The following is a 19001-nucleotide window of genomic DNA, read 5'->3' as shown; positions in this document are numbered from 1 at the left end:
CTCTGCTGTTGTGGTGCCGTCATACTCCTTGCTCTGCGCACTCAGCGTCACCGTGAGAGCCTTTGGCGTGATGCTTCCGTCTCCCTCGGCACTGGTATCGACGCTGTAATTATCAAGACTTGTTCCCCTTGACGCCTGATAGTTCTCTGCTGTCAACTCCGCCGACACACGGGTTGCCGCCAACACATCCTTGCTATTGAACTGACCCTCTGTCGGCAGGGACTGCAGGTTTCCTCCCTCCCCGTCTACAAAACCGGTCAGCTGGTAATCCTCGCTGGCCAGCTCTGCTGTTGTGGTGCCGTCATACTCCTTGCTCTGCGCACTCAGCGTCACCGTGAGAGCCTTTGGCGTGATTTCACCTATGGCACCAGTGATGGTTTCACTCGCGAGCTGATACCCAAAAACCTTGTTTATCTCTTCGTCGACGATGGCCAGTCCAGAGACTTGTACATTTATCCCTGTACCTACATTCTTAACCCCCTGCCCCTCTAAGTCCACGAACAGACCCGAACCAGGGAGCGAGAAGTCGACGTTGTCACCATCTAGAATGCCTGTCACAACATAAGAGCTTCCTTCCAGCGTGGAGTCAGGTGTGCCGTCATACGTTTTCGAAACTGAGCCTTCAAGGCTGATTTCGATAATTGGTGAATTTCCATAAATCACTCCATTTCCTGATGCCGCTGCAATCGGTGTCCTATCGCCCTCGACCTTGCCGTATTGCTTGAAGCCACGTGGAAGAGCATTCACCTCTTCGGAGGGCTCGGCTGCATAGACAAGCCAGCGAGCTCCGAACTCCGCATCAACGCTCAGAACATAATCGCCACCATTGTTCAGCAACGATCCTTCCCCAATGTTCAAGACAATAGAGTCAGAGGCGCTATAATCATCATTGGTGAAACTTGCGCTGATCTGTTCGTTGAGACTGATTGTGTTGCCGGCATCGGTTTGAGCGTCAATCCGCACAGTTGAGCCGGATAAGGCTTGGAGCGTGACATTGCCCGCATCTGCATCTACTGATTCACCTTCTCCATATCTAGAGGGGGAAAGTTTGATGTCGATATTACCAGTGCCTGTGTTGATCCTTGTGCCTTCGCCCATCCAAACTTCTGCTTCTCCAGGATCACGAAATTCAAAATCTGCCAATGGATCGTTGGCGAGTAAGCTTACATCTGAGCCGTCTGTAGTAATACTGGAGTTCAGAACGATGGATCGCCCGGCCTGCAGAGAGAGGGAGCCACCAATCCCTTCAGGATTGTCGATGTTGATGTCGGATGCTGGAGTCAGCGTGATGTCATTATTTGCTTGCAGGATCACATCCGTTCCGCTGTTTGCGATCGCTTCAATCTGCGCTGGGGTCAGAATCTGATCAGAGCCGAGCATGCCAGAAAGGATGTTCCCTTCCGCCACTTGCAGCAGGCCAACACCGAACGCAGTGGCGGAATCTGTGGATGGTGAGCCAACAACAAATCGATCACCATCAAGCCCAATAATCTTTGATTCACAGCCTTCACCACAATATGTCCCATAGCCCTGGTACGTTTGCGTACCGAGGAGCGAGTTCAAGCTGGTTGCAGGCCCAGACAAGCCAACACTGCCGTCCCCCCAGGTCACGGCACCCGCGTTTTGGATCAGCCCAGAGGTGGATGAGGCATCCACGAAAGGGCTGCTCACCACAAAGTTGCCATTGCTCAAGACTGTCACGCCCCCCGAGCCCACTTGATCGCCCGAAAAAGAGCCCACCAGTGAATTGGCGGCAGTCACCGCGCCCACCGTGCTGCCACTGCTATTTCCCCATGTCACAGCACCAGCATTTGTAATATACCCGCTAGAGCCGAATGGGTCATCCCAGCCTGGACTTATTACCAAATAATTGCCGGTTCCGACCTCTACAACGCCGCGACTGCCAATAAAATCATTAGTAGCAGAGCCTACCAATGAATTTGTATCGCTGACTTCGCCCACCGTGCCGCCATTGCCATTCCCCCAGGTCACTGCTCCCTCGTAATAGTTCCGCGGAGTAGACGGAGTATTCCAGAAATAGCTGCTCACCACATAGTTGCCATTGCTCAACGCCGTCACCCCGCCAATGCCAACTTGATCACTAGTGCCAGAGCCCACCAGTGAATTAGCAGCACTTATCTCACCGACCAGACGCGTGCCTGTGGTGGCTCCATCGCCCCATGTCACAGCCCCAACATATCCGACAGGGGCATCAGGGACGGTTCGATCCCACCAGAGATAACTGTTCACCACATAGTTGCCATTGCTCAACGCCGTCACCCCGCCAATGCCAACTTGATCACTGGTGCCAGAGCCCACCAGTGAATTAGCAGCACTTACCTCGCCCACCGTACGCGTGCCCGTGGTGGCTCCATCGCCCCATGTCACAGCCCCAAAATTCAACGAAGCATTCAGGGAATCCCATTCGGGACTAGCCACCACATAGTTCCCATTGCTCAATGCTGTCACGCCACCCAGGCCCACTCGATCCCCAACAAGAGAGCCCACAAGTGAATTGGTGGCATTCACCTGGCCTACCGAGCCACCACTGCCATTCCCCCAGGTCACGGCCCCTGCATCTGAGATCAGACCCGAATCGGAGGGAGCGTTCCAGTCCGGACTGCTCACCACATAGTTGCCATTACTCAATGCCGTCACCCCACCAGGGCTGACCACATAAGGGGCAAAGCTCAATGCCGTCACACCACGACCCACTTGATCACTGGGATTGGAGCCCACGAGTGAATTAGCTGCACTCACCTCACCCACCGTGCCACCGCTCCCATTCCCCCAGGTCACGGCCCCCGCATCTGAGATCAGCCCCGAATCGGATGGGGCATCCCAAAGGTAACTGTTCACCACATAGTTGCCATTGCTCAACGCTGTCACGCCACCAGCCCCTACATAGTCAAACGTATTCGAGCCCACCAGTGAATTATCTAAGCTCACCACGCCCGCCGTACGCTCTCCCGTGACACTTCCATTCCCCCATGTCACAGCCCCGACATTAGAAGCAGTCGGGGAATCCCACTCAGGACTAAGCACTACATAGTTGCCGTTGCTCAGCGCGGTTACACCACCGAGACCGACTCGATGACTAAAATCAGAGCCAATCAGTGAATTGGTTGCGCTTACGGCACCCACGGTGCCGCCACTTCCATTGCCCCAGGTGACAGCTCCCGCAAGCAGGCCAAACGGTGGATTTATAGAGTTCCACTGATAACTGTTCACTACGTAGTTGCCATTGCTCAATGCTGTCACGCCCCCCCCGCCCACTTGATCGCCCGAAAAAGAGCCCACCAGTGAATTTTCTGCGCTCACCACACCTGCTGTTCCAACAGTGCCATTCCCCCAGGTCACGGCCCCTGCATCTGAGATCAGATCCGAACGGGAGGGAGCGTCCCAGAAAGGACTATTTACCACGTAATTACCATTGCTCAATGGCGTCACGCCATACTCGCCGACATAATCAAATTCATTCGAGCCCACCAAGGAATTGGTCGAACTCACCGCCCCATTGACGCCTGTTGTCCCATGCCCCCAGGTCACGGCTCCTGCTGCTTCGATCAGTCCAGAATCTGATGGGGCATCCCAGTCAGGACTAAGCACCACAAAGTTACCATTGCTCAGCTCAACGGCGCCATAATTTCCCACCTGATCATCAGGATTGGAACCATGCAGCGTCGACAGCAAGGCCCCGGTTTGGCCATTAAAGAGATAGACCGCTCCTGCATCGGCAGCGACTGCATCATCGGCAGGGTCGAAAGCCAGAATGTTTCCACCGCTCAGCACCAGTACATCACGTCCAAATCCCCCATACTCCACTGGATTCGGATCCACCAGATCTGTGACCAAATAGCTTCCCTCCCTTGGGGTCGCGGAGGCATCAATGATGATATTTTTGGGGTCTAGAAGCAGGGTGCCTGCCTTACCCTTTGGCGCTGACGCATCGGCCGTTCCACCAAAGGTCAGCAGTTCCTTGCCGGACACCTCCAGCAGGCCGCCATCACCGCCCTGTAGTCCGCCCTTTGCCGATACGGAGCCATAGAAACGCGTCGTATCATCCGACCAGACAATCACCGTTCCGCCATCACCTTGGCCGGTTGCATCTGCGTTCAATGTTGTGGAGAAGGTGACCGTGGTGGATCGGGCATTCGCGGCTCCGCTCGGCAGCGCCGCTCCCCGGAATCCTCCCCCCACCTGGATCGAACCGCCGCCACCGTCACCGCTGGCATCGGCACTGGCGCCCTGCAGCTGGATTGTGGTCCCACTGATCTCGATGCTGCCGCCCTGGGCCTGCTCGCCCGTGCCGATCGCCTCATAGGTGCCGGAGCTGAACAGGTTCCTTCCCGCTGACACCGTGATGCTGCCTCCGAGTTCCGTGCCGCTGGCCTGCAAGACGGACGCAGCTGACTGGATCACGTTGCCGCCCGCCTCCAGCTGGATCACACCACCGTTGCCCGCCGAACCGGTGGCACGCACTTCCGCCGAGCTCATCAACGTCTCAGCGGCAGTCAGCACCACACTGCCGCCGCTGCTGCCGCTGGCCCGAATGGCGCCACTTTGAAGCACCGTGGCACCGGCAATCGTGACCTGCCCCCCCCGGCCACTGGCCGGTGGAACCTGAGCTGTGGTCGATGGTGTTGTTGTTGACACCAACGGGGTCGATGGGGCCAGGAGGGCGGCAGCCGGCGCTGCAGCCGTAACGGCTGTCACATCCAGAGCAGAAACGTCATTGCTCAGGGATGCGATCACTTCCTCCGTCACGAGGGGAGCTTGCACCGTGGACATGTCCTCAGCGGAGACCTGACTGGCCAGGGGCTCGAGCACCGCAGCCTCCAGCAGCGGAGCTTCCACCACAGTCACGGCGTCCTGTGGCGGTTCCGCCAGCGCTGCGTTCAGGTCTGTGGTGCCGGTCTGCGGCGCAAAGCTCCAGCTGCCGCTCGTGCCGCTGTTCTCCACCACCGTGCCGCTACCGCCATCGGTGCTGCCTTCCGCAGAGCCACTGCCGGAGGCATTGATCATGCCGCCGCTGATCAAGACCCGCTGCCCCTTCAGCTCAATCCGTCCCCCATCGGCCAGCACCGCCTTAGCCGGGATCCCATCAGCTACCGCTGGCGGCGGTGTCGAGGCGGCGGTGGCGGCCACACCCACCGGGGCGGACGGTGCTGGATCACTCGAACCCGCATCAGCTGGTCCGGAGTCGCCTGATCCGGCTTCAGCCACGATCACAGCACCGGATGGCCAGGCTGCACCGCTGCTGGCCTCAGGCATCGCCTCGGATGACGGTTCCGAGGCTGAGGCCGCCGATCCCTCGCTGGCGACATCTGGTCCTGCTGCCGGGGCGTCCGTGCTATCCGCATCAGATGTCTCGAGGCCTGTCTCGCTGGCGCCATCCGCCGCGGCCTCGGATCCACCGGTCTCGGATCCACCGGTCTCTGTTCCACCGGTCTCGGATCCATCGCTGCCGGCCTCACTGGCCGACGCCTCTTCCTCCTCTGCGGCCGCAACAACCGTGGCCGGATCGTTTCCGGCACCATCGCCAGCGCTCTCTGGCTCGCTCGCCACTTCACCGCCGTCGCCGTCGCCGCCAGTGGCGAGCACGTCGGTGTTCTCCAGCGTCAGATCTCCCACCGCCGCCAGCACCACGGTTCCGCCACCGGTGGCTCCGCTCGAATCGATGCGGCTATCGCGAACACTCACCACCTCTCCTTCCACCGCAATCCGCCCGCCCACGCCATCGGCGCTGCTCACGTTCAGCTCACTGGAGCTGATGCTCACATCACGGCCGGCCACCTCGATCTCGCCGCCACTCACCAGCAGACGCGCCGCCTGCAGAATCACATTGCCGCCCTGGGCATCCATCAGCAGGCTCTGATCCACCGTGAGCGTGCCGCCAGCGAGGCTCAGATCGCCATTGCTACTCAACCCCAGCGCCGCCAGACTGGCCGAGTCCGTCACCAGGCCAGAGCGGCCCCGCAGCGGTTCACCACTGAGCAGGGCCGCCTGGGCCGGCGTTGTTCCCAGCACATCAAACAGGCCAGATCCAATCCGCAGAGCCGTGGCGGTACTGAGATTGAGATGCTGCACATTCTGGAATCCGCCGGAGCCACTGATCGTGATCCCGCCAGGAGACAGCCAGAACAGATTTCCTTTGCTGCTCAGTGAAACCGGCTTATCAATAAAGCTGCCCAGGGAATTAATCACCCCTACCATGACATTGCTATATCCACCCGACTCAATCCGCACTCCCGTGATGCCGCCGCGCGTATCGAACGCACCGAAGCGATGAAACAGATTGCGCCCTGCCCCCGTTCCGCCACTCACGCCGCACAGGCCGGCTTCACAGCTGCCGTCCCTGACCCCATTCACCACCGTGCCCAGGCTCCTCGCTCCTGCCGCTCCCTTCACCTCCGCCGCCGCACGACCAGCGCCCAGGAGCAGCCCCGTGAGGCCCAGGCCGGCCCCGAGGCCCAACGCCCACAGGCGGAATTGAGGCTTTGCCGTCATGGGGGGAGGTGGCTGTCGTTGATGCCGCGAGGCGCCAAAGCCCCCACTGAGGCCGTAAAGGTTGCCGCGACTCGTCAGGCCTATCGCCAATGAGTTCAGCATAGGATGGAAAAACTTGACATATGAGCTCAATTTTAGAGCACGCTCGCGTTGAGCACGTCCGAAACTATCCATTTTCTTCTAACAGCAGGCTCTGCGATTGTCTGCCCTTGAGTAGCAATCGCTACCATGGCTGTCGGGAATGCCCGCGCCAGAAGCCCTGGTATCGCGGATGACCCATGCCCCGCCGGGCTCTGCCTGTCCAATTGCCGTCGACCGCCTGAAGGGCAGAGTCCCTGACGCACAGCTTTGAAGTCTTTCAGTCGATCGAAACAGCGGCACACCAGCCTTCACCACCCTCGATCCTTCCGTTGACAATTCCCGGTTGGAATTGCGTTCTGTGGGCATCAGATGCTCCTCCTGTTAGCCCAGCTGGTTGCGCCGCCGCTGCAGAACAGTCCGATTCGGCTGCCCGGACCCGATGCCGGGGAACAGCGTCCGGCCCCCCGGGGAGAGCAGCAACCGGTTCCGGTGGAGATTCAGGAACCGATCGATGGCGAGCCCCCGGCCCAGACGCCCGAATCCCCGGATCAACCCGGCACCGAACCACCAGCCGTACCCGGCGACTTCGGCAGCAGTGCAGAGCCCCGGGTGGAGGGGCTCACCGTCTACGACGCTTCTGATCTCTCAACAATCCTGGCCGGGTGCGGCGCCGGCGAGGCATCGGCCCAACGGCTCCAGACCTGTGCTGCCGTCCTCACGGCCCGGTTGGTGGCCGATGGCTATCTCAACAGCCGTGTCTATGTCAAAGCCACACCAGCCCCTGGCTACCTGGAGGTGGTCGAAGGGCGAGTGGTGGAACTCCGCGTCAACAGCGACGACGGCCGCCTCAGCCGCAAGGTGTCGCGGCTGCTGGCTCCCCTGCAGGGCTCGGTGCTGCATTTGCCCACCGTGGAGCAGCAACTTCAATTGCTGAAGCGCCTGCCGGGTTTGGCGAACGTGCGCGGCAACCTTTCACGCCTGGGCAGCGACCCTTCCCAGGCGGTCTTCACGGTGAGCTTCCAGCCCAGCGACCAGCCCTGGCAAGGCGAATTCTCCCTCCGCAACGACGGCTCCAACGGCTCCGGTGAGGCACGCGCCATCGGCACCATCGCCAAGGCCAACCTGGCCACCCGCGGCGACACCCTGCTGATCTACAGCGAGCTCGGCACAGACAACACGCCCTCACTCGGGGCTGTGATCACGTCGGTGAGCTACACGGTGCCCCTGGCCGATCAATGGAACTTCACCGGCGCCTTCGGTTACAGCCGCCGCAACCTGATCGAGCTTCCCTCCCCCACGAACGGCATCTCCACGACCCAGTTCCAGGGGCTGGGCCAGGTCGAGTGGGTGTTCAAGGACACCCTCAGCCAGCGCTGGAGTCTGTTCGCCGGATTCAGCGGCGACCGCAGCACTACCTACCTTGACGGCAGGGCCCTGCCGGACCTGGTGCCGGAGAGCGTGCGCTCCCCCAGCAACGGCTACCTGCGGGTCGGTCTGGCCGCCAATGGACTCAGCGGCTCGCTGGGCTGGGCTGGCAACGTCTATCTGCTGCAGGGCATTGCCGCCGCCACACCCCAGCAGCAGCGCAAGGAGCTGGCCGAGGTGGATCTCTATCCCGGCGAAGCCACCGCCCTCGGCGGCCTGATCTCAGCGGCCTGGGCCTTTGCCCCCAGCTGGCAACTGAACCTGCGGGCCGGCGGCCAGGTGGCCTTCAAGCCCCTGACCAACTCGATGCAGTTCACCGTGGGCTCCGATGCCGGCATCCGCGGCCTGCCCGGCCAGTTCCTCAGTGGCGACAACGGCTGGCTCGGCACCGCCGAGGTGGCCTGGACCTTCTGGCAGAAGAACAACCAAAGCCTCCAGCTGGTGCCGTTCATCGGCATGGGTGGTGTGACGACCACCCTGGCGGGGGTCACCTTCTCCGACACGGTGGGCTCCGGCGGGATCCTGGCGCGCTGGTTGGCCGGCAACAGCTGGCTGGTGGAACTGGGCTGGGTGGAACAGTTCGAAACCAACGACAACCTGGGCGAATGGACCGACTGGGCCCTGGGCAAGGGCCTGTACGCCCAAGTGAAGTACCGATTCTGAGCGGGGGGCGTCCGGACACCTGCCTGGGAGAAAGGTGTTACAGCCCCGCGACGTGCCCCGACAAGATTGCGCTTGCCCGGATCGATCGCCGTGGCGCCAATCTCAGCGCGCGCAGAACTGGGCCTGCAGCTGCAGCCTGTCGATCGGACTGGGTAGTTCGGCCGGATCGAAGGGTGGGGGCGCGGCCGCATCGGCGGCCCTGGCCAGCATCGGCACTGGCCTGAATCCGCCATTCACCGAAACCTGCAGCGGCCGCACATGACTGAGCCCGATCGCTTCAGCGAGCTCGCGGCCCTGCCGCAAGGCATCCTGATACGCGAGCCTCAACAGCTCGCGCCGCACGGCAACATCGGCGATCGGATCCGCCTGAGGGCGAACCGGCGCTAGCTGGACACCCGGCAAGGCACCCACGTCACGGACCAAGCGCTGCAAACGCTCTGGTGCCAGATCGCCACTCACCTGCAGTTGTGCTGTGATCCGGGCCGGTCGATTCGATTCCGCTGAGCGCTGCCATGTCGACGGAGAGCTCACCCGCAGATCGTTGACATCGAGATCCTGAAGTGCTGAGCGCACAGCGGCAAGACGGCGCTGCAGTTCTGCCAGGGCGGCATCGGCCGAGGCCGCCTCCGCCTCAAGCCCAAGGGAGATGCCCAGGCGCTGGGTGGCGCGTTTGCGTTCAGCACTGCCCTGAGCCTCCAGCAGGGTGCCCTCACACAGCACCTGCACCTGGGCGTGGACAGGTTTCGCCAGGGTGAGCAGAACCAGGGCAGGGGACAGCATCAGCTGGGTCGCCCCCCAGGTGGACCAGAAACGGGAAACGGATGCCATGACCGATCACCAAGATGTGCTGAGGAGCTGCATCCCACGCCAGAAGGATGGATGCACGCATCCATCCTCGACCAGCAGCCGATCAGCCACTGGCCTGGATCCCTGGTCGCCGCGGCGGGCTGATGCCAAGCCTGTCATGAATCCACTGACATTGGCTCACTCGATCTGCGTTCGAGCGATCTGAATGGTGGCAGAAGGGATGGAATTGGCTGGATTCGGTGTCCCGGAACCGACGTCTGACCGCAGACAATCAAAGAATCCTTGCTCAGGTCGTTGTGTCGCAGGATCAGCCGGTGCTCCCAAGGATGCTGCTGCAGGAGCTGATTGGATCGGGATCTTCTCCGGATCGATTCACTCCAGGTCAACGGACTCCAGCAAGATCCGACTGCGCATCAACCGGTCGGCATCGATTGCCCAGGCAATGATCTGAGTGTGCTTGGCCTGCGCGTCGTCCTTCATCTCCTCGACCACCTCATCGTGGAACCCCTCCAATTGACGGACCAGCGTCAGAGCAATCTGCTGATCTTCAGAGGCACTGGTATCGAGCTGTTCGATCAGATCCAGCACCTCCTGGACCTTGGCACTCGGCTCCTGTTCGGGCTTCTCCAGACGCTCGGACCTGGCCTGCATGGCGATCAGTTCATCGGGGCTGCCCGGGATGCCGGCAGACGGTTGCTGGGATGCGTCGGCGTCGACCATTTCAGGATGCACACCCTCGTTGGGATCGGCAGGCTTGCCACCGTGGTAGCGGTACCGCCCGCTGCGGCGCTGGGGCTCCCCTGAGGAGGGGTTCAGTGGCTGATCTGAGGGAAGGCCCATCGCAGAGGTGGTGTCGTTGTGCTCCAACCAGGATCGCGCCGATGGGTCCCGGCTGCCTGCCGTCGCAGCTTCATCCCGTACGACCTGCAGGCTGCTCTGCTGTGCCGTGGCCCCTTCAGCCTTGCCCTCGGTCAAGGACCCTTCGCACGCGGCGTCCTCTGCAAGGGCCCAGGTGAATCTGCAGGCGAAGCCCGTGCTTTGACCTGAGATAGGGATGCCGCAGCAACGCAGGATTCTTGCTTTTTCGCACGTTAATTCGGCAAGCCAGGACGGTGTCTGATCATGCGCCGCCCCTCCCCTCGATCACAGGGCATCGTGCAGGCCCGCTCTGCTCTCGGTGATTGGTCTCCTGATGGGCATCGGTGTTCTGGTCACGGGCTTCGACCTGCTCGGATTCAGCAGCCGTTTCCCTGCGCGGCCCGCGTGAGGGCTCTCCTCAGGGCAGGGTGAAACCGGAGGTGTTCAGGTGTTTGAGGTCGAGCAGCACGACCGTGAACCAGACCAGCAGGGCCAGGCCTCCGATCGCGCCGACCAGGACCAGCAGGCCAGCGATCACCGACTTGATGGACTTGCTGTCGTTTGGCACGAGCATGGGGGGATGGATGGTCACTGTCCCACAGCCAGATCTTATTCTCGAGATCTGGCTGCATGCCCCCGCACGCGCCTGCCATGCCGTTTCCGGATCGTCGGCTCCGGGGGGCGCTCCGCCGTGCTGCTCACCGCCGACCACGCCGGCCGCTCCATTCCCCGCTCTCTGGCCAAGCTTCAGCTCAGCGATGAGGTGCTCGAGATCCATGGGGCCTGGGATCTGGGTGTGGCGGCTCTGGCGGAGCGCCTCTCGGCTCGGCTGGATGCCGTCCTGATCCTCCACAACTACTCACGGCTGGTGATCGACGTGAACCATCCGCCCTGGGCCCCTGATTCGATCGTGGTGCGCAGCGAAAATGCCCTGATCCCCTCCAATCGCACCCTCTCTTCGGACGTGCGTCGGCGAGGGCCTGAGGCGCTGTTCGAGCCCTGCCACCGCCGCATCGCCGCCGAGCTTGATGGGCGATCCCGGCAGGGTCAGCCCGGCGTGCTGGTGGCCGTGCACAGTTTCACGCCGGTGCATGGAGGGCAACGGCGGATTCCCCACGTGGAACTGGAGGTCCGCCAAGACCTGATCGCCACGACGAAGGGCCAGCAGGCCTGCTGGCCATTGCCTTCTGCCGCTGGATGACCATTCCGGCTCGCTACAGCACCGGTTACCTGAGCGACATCGCGGTGCGGCCGCCCCACTCGGCCATGGACTTCTCAGCCTGGTTCGAGGCCTACCTCGACGATGGCTGGTCTGTTTTCGATCCACGCAGCAATCCTCCGCGAATCGGGCGCATCCTGATCGCCCGCGGCCGAGATGCGGCCGATGGGGCCTTCCCCACCACGTTCGGTTCCTCGACACTGGAATCTTTCCAGGTGTGGGCCACATGACCTATTGCGTAGCCGTTCTCCTGCAGGCCGGCATGGTGTTCGGCTCGGATTCACGCACCAATGCGGGTCTGGATAATTTCGCCACCTTCTGCAAGATGACCGTGTTCGAGCGCAGCGGCGATCGGGTGCTGGTGCTGCTCAGCTCCGGCAGTCTGGCCGGCACCCAGGCGGTGATCAGCCTGTTGCGCCAGCGGGCCGACGACAGCAATGGGGGCGACACCCTTTGGACGGCGCGCACGATGTTTGATGTGATGCTGTTGGTGTCGGATGTGGTGCGCAAGGTCCAGCAGCGTGATGCCGCCTACCTGGAAGCCTCAGGTAGTGGGTTCAATGCGTCGTTTCTGGTGGGCGGCCAGATCAAGGGCGAAGCGCCACGGCTGTTTCGGATGTATGCCGAGGGAAATTTCATCGAAGCCAGCGCAGATACGCCGTTTCTCCAGACCGGCGAGGCGAAATACGGCAAGCCGATCATCGACCGCGTGATTCACGCCGACACCTCGCTGGCGGATGCGGCCAAATGTGTGCTGGTGTCGTTCGATTCCACCATGCGCAGCAATCTTTCGGTGGGGATGCCGATCGATCTGATCGCCTATGAGCGTGACAGCCTGGCTATCACCCACCGCCGCCGCTTCGGCGATGGCGATGCCGAGTTCGCGGAACTGAGCAGCGCCTGGGGTGTGGGCGTGCGCCAGGTGTTCCGCGACTTGCAGGATGTGAATTGGCAGGAGGAAAATCATTCGGCTTTTGCAGCACCCGAGTGAATGATTCCTGGTCACTCCACCTTGACACAATCAAAGAGAATCATGATCGGGTTCTTCAAGAAGTCCTCCCAATCCGCCCTGTCATCACGACCAGCGGGGTCAGGCGCCAAGTGCAGTGGATGCAGCTGAAAATCACGAAACCCCGCCCTGCGGAAGGCTTCTCGATACTCCGTTAGCGGCAAGTAGTAATTCACAATCTCCAGATCGGCCTTCTCGAGGTGCATGGTGAAGCGAATCGGGGCTCCGCCTTTCACATGCTCTGCCAGGGTCATCTCGAATCCATACTTCCGGTAATCCAGCCTGGGCCTGAAGAAATAAACATCGGGGTTGGTTGTGAGCGTCACGAAGCGCCCTCCCGGCCGCAAGCGAGAGGCAATTCCGTCGCAAAACTCCTGAAGTTCCTCGCGCGTCTGGGCATGGACCAGCAGCCAGGCCGAAACCACGAGATCAAAGGACTGCTGCGGCACCACGGTGCGTGCATCCTCCACCCGGTAAGCAATCCCAAGCGGGTCATGGGCCTCCTGGGAGCGGGCCAGTTCGATCATGCGTTCGGAGATATCGAAGCCCACCACCTCTGCCGCTCCGGCCTGCCGCAACCTACGGGTGAAATACCCCTCGCCACAGGCCGCATCGATCACCCGCTTTCCCCGTAAGTCTCCGATCAGCCGCATCAGTGACGGCTCCTCGATTCGTGAACGCCAGAGCTGCTGTTTGGCTTCCTGGTACTGCTGGGCAACCTGATCCTGGTCGTAATCCAGCGGGGCTTGGTCTTCGGTCACAGTGATCTTCATCTCCAACCGGATTCCAGCATAGGCGTGATGGGTCAACGCAGATTTCAAGAACCGACAATCGCGTCCATGACGATCCAATCCTGAAGCCATGGAATCCTGATGGATCCGTTCCTCTGGCTTCATGCCATGCCGCTCAGGCAGCATTGGCGCGACGGATGGCTGGTCGTGCTGTTGCCAGGCTCGATCCAAGGGGCAGCGGCACCGGGGCCAGAGCCCGGTGGATGTCATCCCAGAACTGCCTGCGGGCCAGCACGGCACGTCGGGCCATCGCCTGGGTGGCTTGAAGCCTGGAGGAGCAGCCGCCGCAGAGCTCACTCAGCATCGCCAGGGCGGTAGGGCCATGGTCGTCACCATCCATGGCAACGTGCCGCATCAGATACCAGTGCAGTGAGGGAGCCCGTTGCGGCGCAATCAGAGCCCGCTCCAACAGGGCCTGGAACAACGACGGCACCAGCAGCTCACGGCCATAGGTGAAAGCCGCCGCCATCGGCAGCACCTCACCGCAGCCGATCACCTCAAAGGTGAAAGCCATGAAGCGCCGTGAAGGCTGGGGGATCGGTAGACCCTCCAGGGCAGCAGCGAGCTCGGCAGGGCTCAAGGTCCAGGCCTCAACCCCCCGCAATCGGCTCAGCAACTGCTCGATCGTTGCCGTACAGGCCCCCACCTCCCGCATCGCCAGCAGGTAGATCTCCAGATGGCTGAGATGGCTGGCACCTAAGGGATTGGCAGGCGCCTGATCACACTCCTCCTCCGCCACGATCCGATCGATCACCGCCACCGCCGCATCTGAACGGGGCGATGGGCCGGAGCCGGGCAACGGAGCGAAGCGAGACCTGAAGGCAAGCTGCCGCTGCAGCGCCTTCGCCAGCAGGAGGAAGTCCCACACGGCGAACACATGGTGTTCCATGAACAGCCGTAGCGCCGGTAGATCCGTGATGGCACCGGCCAGGGGGTGATCCTGCAGGTCGGAATCCGCCGGGTTCACAGTCCCAGGTCGGTCAGGCCGGGATGATCATCCGGGCGTGGGCCCTGGGGCCAGAGGAACAGGCGATCGGATTCGCGGATGGGAACGTCGTTAATGCTGGCCTCACGACGACGCATCAGGCCCTGGTCATCGAACTCCCAGTTCTCATTGCCATGGGCTCGAAACCAGTTGCCGGAGTCGTCGTGAAATTCGTACTGAAAACGCACGGCTATGCGGTTGTCGTGCCAGGCCCAGACTTCCTTGATCAGGCGATAGTCGAGTTCGCGGGCCCATTTGCGTTTCAGAAACGCCTCGATCTCCTGGCGCCCCTGGATGAACTCCGATCGATTACGCCAGACGCTGTCTTCGCTGTAGGCCAGGGCGATCTTGGCGGGATCGCGGGAATTCCAGGCATTTTCGGCCATGCGGGCCTTCTGGGTCGCGCTGTCACGGTCAAACGGGGGCAGGGGTGGCTTCGATGTCACAACGAGGGGAGTCTCAGCGAGCAGATCAGAGCGAGGTCGTTCAGTGAAAGTGGGGGTGGTGAAGGGAGTCGTGGGCCCTTCAGTCGCCCGACTGGATCGTCACCATCTGGTCGGCGCTGTAGTCCGCCAGGGTCTGTTGCAGTTTCAGGGCCTCCTCATCGGTGCGCGTGCAGGCGAATCCATAGCGCGCCCTCACCCGTTCAGAGGCCTGCTTCAGACCCTCCAGCCCCCGGGTCTGCAAGTCGCCGACGGACAATTGTTCGCCGGGGGGAAGGTGCTCCAGGATCACGGTGGAGGGTGAATAGAGCTGGGAGCTCAGGCCATCGGGCCACTGCAGAGTGAGGTGAACTTCTGGCACCAGGCGATCGGGCAAGGGCTCCGGCCATGCTCCCAGCCCCCCAGGAGCATCGCCGTGCCCATGGTCACAGATGCTCCTGGCCAAGATCGTTCAGGGCGCCAAAACCGGTGAGTGGGTCCTGCTGGTGCCACACCCGCTGGCACGCCCCTGCGGCACTCAGCACCAGCTCGGCATCACCGCTCTGAAACCTGCCGATCTCCACGCACTGGAGATCGGGATCGATCCCGGTGGCATGCCGCAGCGCTGCCGACTGGGACGGATCCACTGCCAGGAGATAGCCATAGCTGGGGAAGCAGGTGAGCCAGGCTTCGAGCTCCACACCGCCTGGCGGCTGAAGCGCCTCAAGATCCAGCTCCAGGCGGCAATGTGCCGCCTCGGCGAACATCACAGCCGTGCCCACCAGGCCGCCCATGCTGATGTCCTTGGCCCCGTGCACGATGCGGGCACCGGCCAGCTCCACCAGCAGAGCGAGATGGCGGCGCAGCCGGGCGGGTTCCGCCTCAGTCGCGGCATCCCAGAAGGGGTAATGGCGATGAAAGTGCCCCTTGATATTGACCAGCAGATGGCAGCGATCCCCCGGGCGGGCGGCCCGAGCGGAGAGCACCGGGCCTGGCGTGGTTCCGAGCACAGCCACCGAGAGCGCGTTGTAGGGGCTGTGCAGATTGGTGTGACCGCCCACCATCGGAACGGCGAATGTGTCGGAGGCGAAGCGCATCCCCGCCAGCAGTCGCTCGGCATGCTGCTCACCGGTCGCCCAAAGGCTGTTCACCACAGCGAGCGGGTTGCCGCCCATGGCCGCGATATCGCTGAGATTGACCAGCACTCCACTCCATCCGGCGAACCAGGGGTCGTCGTCGACCAGCTGGGGGTCCATCCCTTCGGAGGCCAGCAGCAGGGGGCCGGTCACGCCGGGGATCAGGGCGGCGTCATCGCCCAGGGCCGCTGCTGGCCCCAGTTCGGGAAAGGGCAACGGCGGGAAAGTTCTCGCCGGAGCCTGGATCTCCTCCTTCCCCCGCAGGCCCGGGTGCTGCCGCAGCCGCAGCGTCAGTGCCTGCAGGTCGGCGGGGGTCATGCCGCCTGGGCGATCGGTCGCCGTTCCAGCGAGGGCCGGTAATAGGAGAGATCGGCTTCCATCAGGTGATGGGAGATGCCGCGGATGTCGAGTTGCTCGAGCGAGCGCCAGTGCAGCCGCCGGAAGAAGGGAACGTTCTGACGCTGCACGGTGGCGAGAAAGCGATCACAACCCCAGCCATGGGCGGTGGTGACAGCCTTCCAGATCAACCCCTTGCCGATCTGATTGTGGCGGCGGAAATCGGCATCGACCCCGAGCCGGCCGCCCTGCCACAGCCGCGGGCTGAGTTCTACGATCCGCACCACACCAACGGCCTCACCGGCGCGGGCATGGCTATGGGACACAGCCACAATCGGGTAGGCGCTGGCATCGAGCTCATCGCGATCCGAGTCTTCGAAGAGGTGCTGCTCCTCGCAGAAGATCCTGCTGCGCAGATCCCAGTAGCTCGGCAGCAGCCTGGAGCCCGATCCGAGCACATGGAAGGAAAACTCCTCGGAACTGGCCGTCGGGGAGAGCTGGAAATCCTCGGCATCGAGAGCCATGCCCCAGCGCACCGATGGGGTGAAGGCGGCCGGAGCTGATGTAGTGCTGCGACCGATGTCGTGGCTGCTGGGATCAATGAACAACATGGAACCGGGGATGGCTCAGGATGCGTTTTCAAACAGGGAGAGGGCCGAGCAGGCACCGCATTTGGCGCAGCCGGCGGCCATGCGGTCCGAACGGATGTCGGACTCGGCCAGCAACCTGCCCACGGCCTCATAGATCTCGACCATGAAGTCGGCACTCGGGGCCGGGTGGTGCTGCAGAGGAGTACCGGAAATGGGTACGAAAGGCACCACGAAGGGATAGACACCGATCGCAATCAACCGTTCACTGCAGGAGATCAGGGTGCTGGTACTGTCGCCCAGGCCCGCCAATAGATAGGTGCTCACCTGCCCGCGGCCGAACACGGCCACGGCCTGCTCGAAGGCTTCGACATAGCGCTCCAGGCTGAGCTCCGATTTGCCCGGGAGTACACGACGCCGCACCGCTTCGTCCACCACTTCCAGGTGCATCCCCAGGCTGTCAATCCCCGCCTGCTTCATGCGGAGATACCAGATCGGATCATCCGGGGGCTCGCATTGGCCCTGGATCGGCAGGTCCACCCGCGCCTTCACCGCCGCCGCCGTTTCCGCCATCAGCCGGGCCCCCCGATCGTCACTGTTCGGAGTGCCGGTGGTCATCACCAGCTGGCGCACACCATCGAGCCGCACCGCCGCCTCGGCCACCTCCGCCACCTGCTCAGGGGTCTTGCGCACCAGGGTGCGTCCGTCCTCGAGCGACTGCTCGATGGCACAGAACTGGCACGACTGACTGCGATCCCGAAAGCGGATGCAGGTCTGGAGCAGGGTGGTGGCCAGCACATCGCGGCCATGCAGCAGGGCGATGGCGCTGTAGGGGGTGCCGTCGGTGGTGGAGAGGCCGTAGAAGCGTGGTTGTGGCGGAGGCTCCACGGCGGCCAGGTTTGTGCCGGGCCGGTCGGTCACGGCAACCGCTCCATCGGCAGCCTGCTCCAGCCGGAACGGAGAGTCCTGGGACACCGCGTTGTAGACGGGAACCATCACGGTGGTGCCCGCGATCGTCAGGGCGCGATGGTCGGAGGGACCGGCTCCGCCGCGGCGCCCCTGGTTGCCGGCCACGGCGGGGTCGACCAGCCCCTGCACCTGCAGCTCCGTCACGAAACGCCCGAGGCTCTGGCTGGCCAGAGCCGGCTTGGAGGCATCAGCCATGGGTCTGGGCCTCAGCGGAAGCGACCTGCACCGTGGCGCCTGACGGAGCGTGGCTGTCCTGAGCTGCTCCTGGGATCAGCATCGGGTCCACCTGGGTGGCCGGCGCTGCGTTGATCCGCAGCCCCAGCAGATCGGGACGGCTGTAGTGCCCCACACTGTCCATCATGCGTTTGCGTTTGGTGATCAGGGTGGTGTCGAGCGTGGCGATCGCCAGCCCTTCACCCTCCGGCAGTGGGCCGGCCAGATAGCGGCCTTCCGGGCTGATCACCGCGGTGTGGCAGCCCCCCTGGAAGGCACGATGCAGGGAAGGATCGGGAGTGATCACGGCATGGTCGGCCGGATCCAGCCAGGCGGTGGACGACACCACGAAGCAACCAGCTTCCAGGGCGTGATGCCGCAGGGTCACGGCGGTCTGCTCGGAGAAGATCGGACCCACGAGCGATCCGGGAAACTGGGCGCAGTGAATTTCCTCCCCCTGGGTCATCAGGGCGAAGCGCGCCAGGGGGTTGTAGTGCTCCCAGCAGGCCAGGGCACCGATGCGGCCCAGGGCGGTCGGCACCACCTGCAACCCGGCGCCATCCCCCTGCCCCCAGACCATGCGTTCGTGGTAGGTGGGGGTGATCTTGCGGCGCTTCAGCACAATCGTGCCAGAGGCATCAATCAGCAGTTGGGTGTTGTAGAGGCTGCCGCCATCCCGTTCGTTCACCCCCAGCAGCACATGCAGGTTGTGCTGGCTGGCGGCTGAGCAGATCTGGCTGATCTCCGGTCCGGGAATCACCACGGCCTGCTCATAAAGGCGCAGATGGGAAGCACCCATCAGCACGGCCGGCTCCACGAAGGAGAAATAGGGGTAATAGGGAAGAAATGTCTCGGGAAAGACGATCAACTCAACCCCTGCCGCAGCCGCCTGCTCCATGGCCGCCAGCACCCGGGCCACGGACCCCTCAAGGTTGAACAGAACCGGACGAATCTGCGCCGCCGCAACGGTGATCGTGCTGACCATGGGAG

Annotated in this window: 16 protein-coding genes; 4 read left to right on the top strand and 12 right to left on the bottom strand. The window is 62.6% G+C overall.

Features of this window, described 5'->3' with window-relative positions:
• Positions 1-6510, bottom strand: a 6510-nt coding sequence (locus tag VB716_RS11415) for a YDG domain-containing protein (protein WP_323270537.1), incomplete at its 3' end; no start/stop codon positions are given.
• A 450-nt stretch (positions 6511-6960) separates the two neighbouring features.
• Here VB716_RS11415 and VB716_RS11410 point away from each other — a divergent pair.
• Complete coding sequence (locus VB716_RS11410) at positions 6961-8679, top strand: ShlB/FhaC/HecB family hemolysin secretion/activation protein (protein WP_323270536.1); 1719 nt, start codon at positions 6961-6963, stop codon at positions 8677-8679.
• A gap of 102 nt (positions 8680-8781) precedes the next feature.
• Here VB716_RS11410 and VB716_RS11405 read toward each other — a convergent pair whose 3' ends face one another.
• The 3 genes from VB716_RS11405 to VB716_RS11395 all read right to left on the bottom strand — a co-directional run bounded on the left by VB716_RS11405 (position 8782) and on the right by VB716_RS11395 (position 10918).
• Complete coding sequence (locus tag VB716_RS11405; RefSeq protein ID WP_322758201.1) at positions 8782-9459, bottom strand: SIMPL domain-containing protein; 678 nt, start codon at positions 9457-9459, stop codon at positions 8782-8784.
• Between the two features lie 399 nt (positions 9460-9858).
• Entirely contained in the window at positions 9859-10326 is a 468-nt protein-coding gene (locus VB716_RS11400; RefSeq protein ID WP_323270535.1) for a hypothetical protein, read from the bottom strand.
• Positions 10327-10762: 436 nt separating this feature from the next.
• A complete protein-coding gene (locus VB716_RS11395; protein ID WP_322758203.1) occupies positions 10763-10918 on the bottom strand; it encodes a hypothetical protein in 156 nt (51 codons plus the stop codon).
• A gap of 117 nt (positions 10919-11035) precedes the next feature.
• Between VB716_RS11395 and VB716_RS11390 the strand changes: the two genes are divergently transcribed.
• From VB716_RS11390 to VB716_RS11380, 3 genes are read left to right on the top strand one after another with little or no spacing between them, the layout of a single operon-like run.
• Positions 11036-11545 carry an N-formylglutamate amidohydrolase gene (locus tag VB716_RS11390; protein WP_322758204.1) on the top strand — a complete coding sequence of 170 codons (510 nt, stop codon included), beginning with the start codon at positions 11036-11038 and terminating at the stop codon, positions 11543-11545.
• Positions 11542-11793: a transglutaminase-like domain-containing protein gene (locus VB716_RS11385; protein ID WP_231598063.1), complete on the top strand. Its 252-nt coding sequence runs from the start codon at positions 11542-11544 to the stop codon at positions 11791-11793. The genes VB716_RS11390 and VB716_RS11385 overlap by 4 nt, the downstream gene beginning before the upstream one ends.
• The gene (locus VB716_RS11380) at positions 11790-12554 is read left to right on the top strand and encodes a peptidase (RefSeq protein ID WP_197158487.1); all 765 of its coding nucleotides are present in this window, start codon (positions 11790-11792) and stop codon (positions 12552-12554) included. The genes VB716_RS11385 and VB716_RS11380 overlap by 4 nt, the downstream gene beginning before the upstream one ends.
• Positions 12555-12565: 11 nt before the next feature.
• Here the strand turns inward: VB716_RS11380 and VB716_RS11375 are convergent, their stop codons facing one another.
• The 8 genes from VB716_RS11375 to VB716_RS11340 form a co-directional block, all read right to left on the bottom strand.
• A complete protein-coding gene (locus VB716_RS11375; protein ID WP_323270534.1) occupies positions 12566-13534 on the bottom strand; it encodes a class I SAM-dependent methyltransferase in 969 nt (322 codons plus the stop codon).
• Positions 13479-14330, bottom strand: a complete 852-nt coding sequence (locus tag VB716_RS11370; RefSeq protein WP_323270533.1) for a DUF3050 domain-containing protein — start codon at positions 14328-14330, stop codon at positions 13479-13481. Before VB716_RS11370 ends, VB716_RS11375 begins: the two co-directional genes overlap by 56 nt.
• On the bottom strand, positions 14327-14794 hold the full coding sequence (locus VB716_RS11365) for a DUF1348 family protein (protein ID WP_197158493.1): 468 nt from the start codon (positions 14792-14794) through the stop codon (positions 14327-14329). Before VB716_RS11365 ends, VB716_RS11370 begins: the two co-directional genes overlap by 4 nt.
• A gap of 79 nt (positions 14795-14873) precedes the next feature.
• Positions 14874-15152 (bottom strand): MSMEG_0570 family nitrogen starvation response protein, encoded by a 279-nt coding sequence (locus tag VB716_RS11360; protein WP_197158494.1) that lies wholly within the window; start codon positions 15150-15152, stop codon positions 14874-14876.
• Between the two features lie 64 nt (positions 15153-15216).
• A complete protein-coding gene (locus VB716_RS11355; RefSeq protein WP_323270532.1) occupies positions 15217-16224 on the bottom strand; it encodes a sll0787 family AIR synthase-like protein in 1008 nt (335 codons plus the stop codon).
• On the bottom strand, positions 16221-16853 hold the full coding sequence (locus tag VB716_RS11350; RefSeq protein WP_197170905.1) for an MSMEG_0567/Sll0786 family nitrogen starvation N-acetyltransferase: 633 nt from the start codon (positions 16851-16853) through the stop codon (positions 16221-16223). Before VB716_RS11350 ends, VB716_RS11355 begins: the two co-directional genes overlap by 4 nt.
• Positions 16854-16868: 15 nt before the next feature.
• The gene (locus VB716_RS11345) at positions 16869-17993 is read right to left on the bottom strand and encodes an MSMEG_0568 family radical SAM protein (protein ID WP_323270531.1); all 1125 of its coding nucleotides are present in this window, start codon (positions 17991-17993) and stop codon (positions 16869-16871) included.
• Complete coding sequence (locus VB716_RS11340) at positions 17986-18996, bottom strand: Nit6803 family nitrilase (RefSeq protein WP_323270541.1); 1011 nt, start codon at positions 18994-18996, stop codon at positions 17986-17988. Before VB716_RS11340 ends, VB716_RS11345 begins: the two co-directional genes overlap by 8 nt.
• Between the last annotated feature and the right edge of the window lie 5 nt (positions 18997-19001).

It is taken from the genome of Synechococcus sp. CCY9201, assembly GCF_034931105.1.
Classification (GTDB): domain Bacteria; phylum Cyanobacteriota; class Cyanobacteriia; order PCC-6307; family Cyanobiaceae; genus CBW1002.
This window is presented reverse-complemented; position numbering and strand designations above follow the sequence as displayed.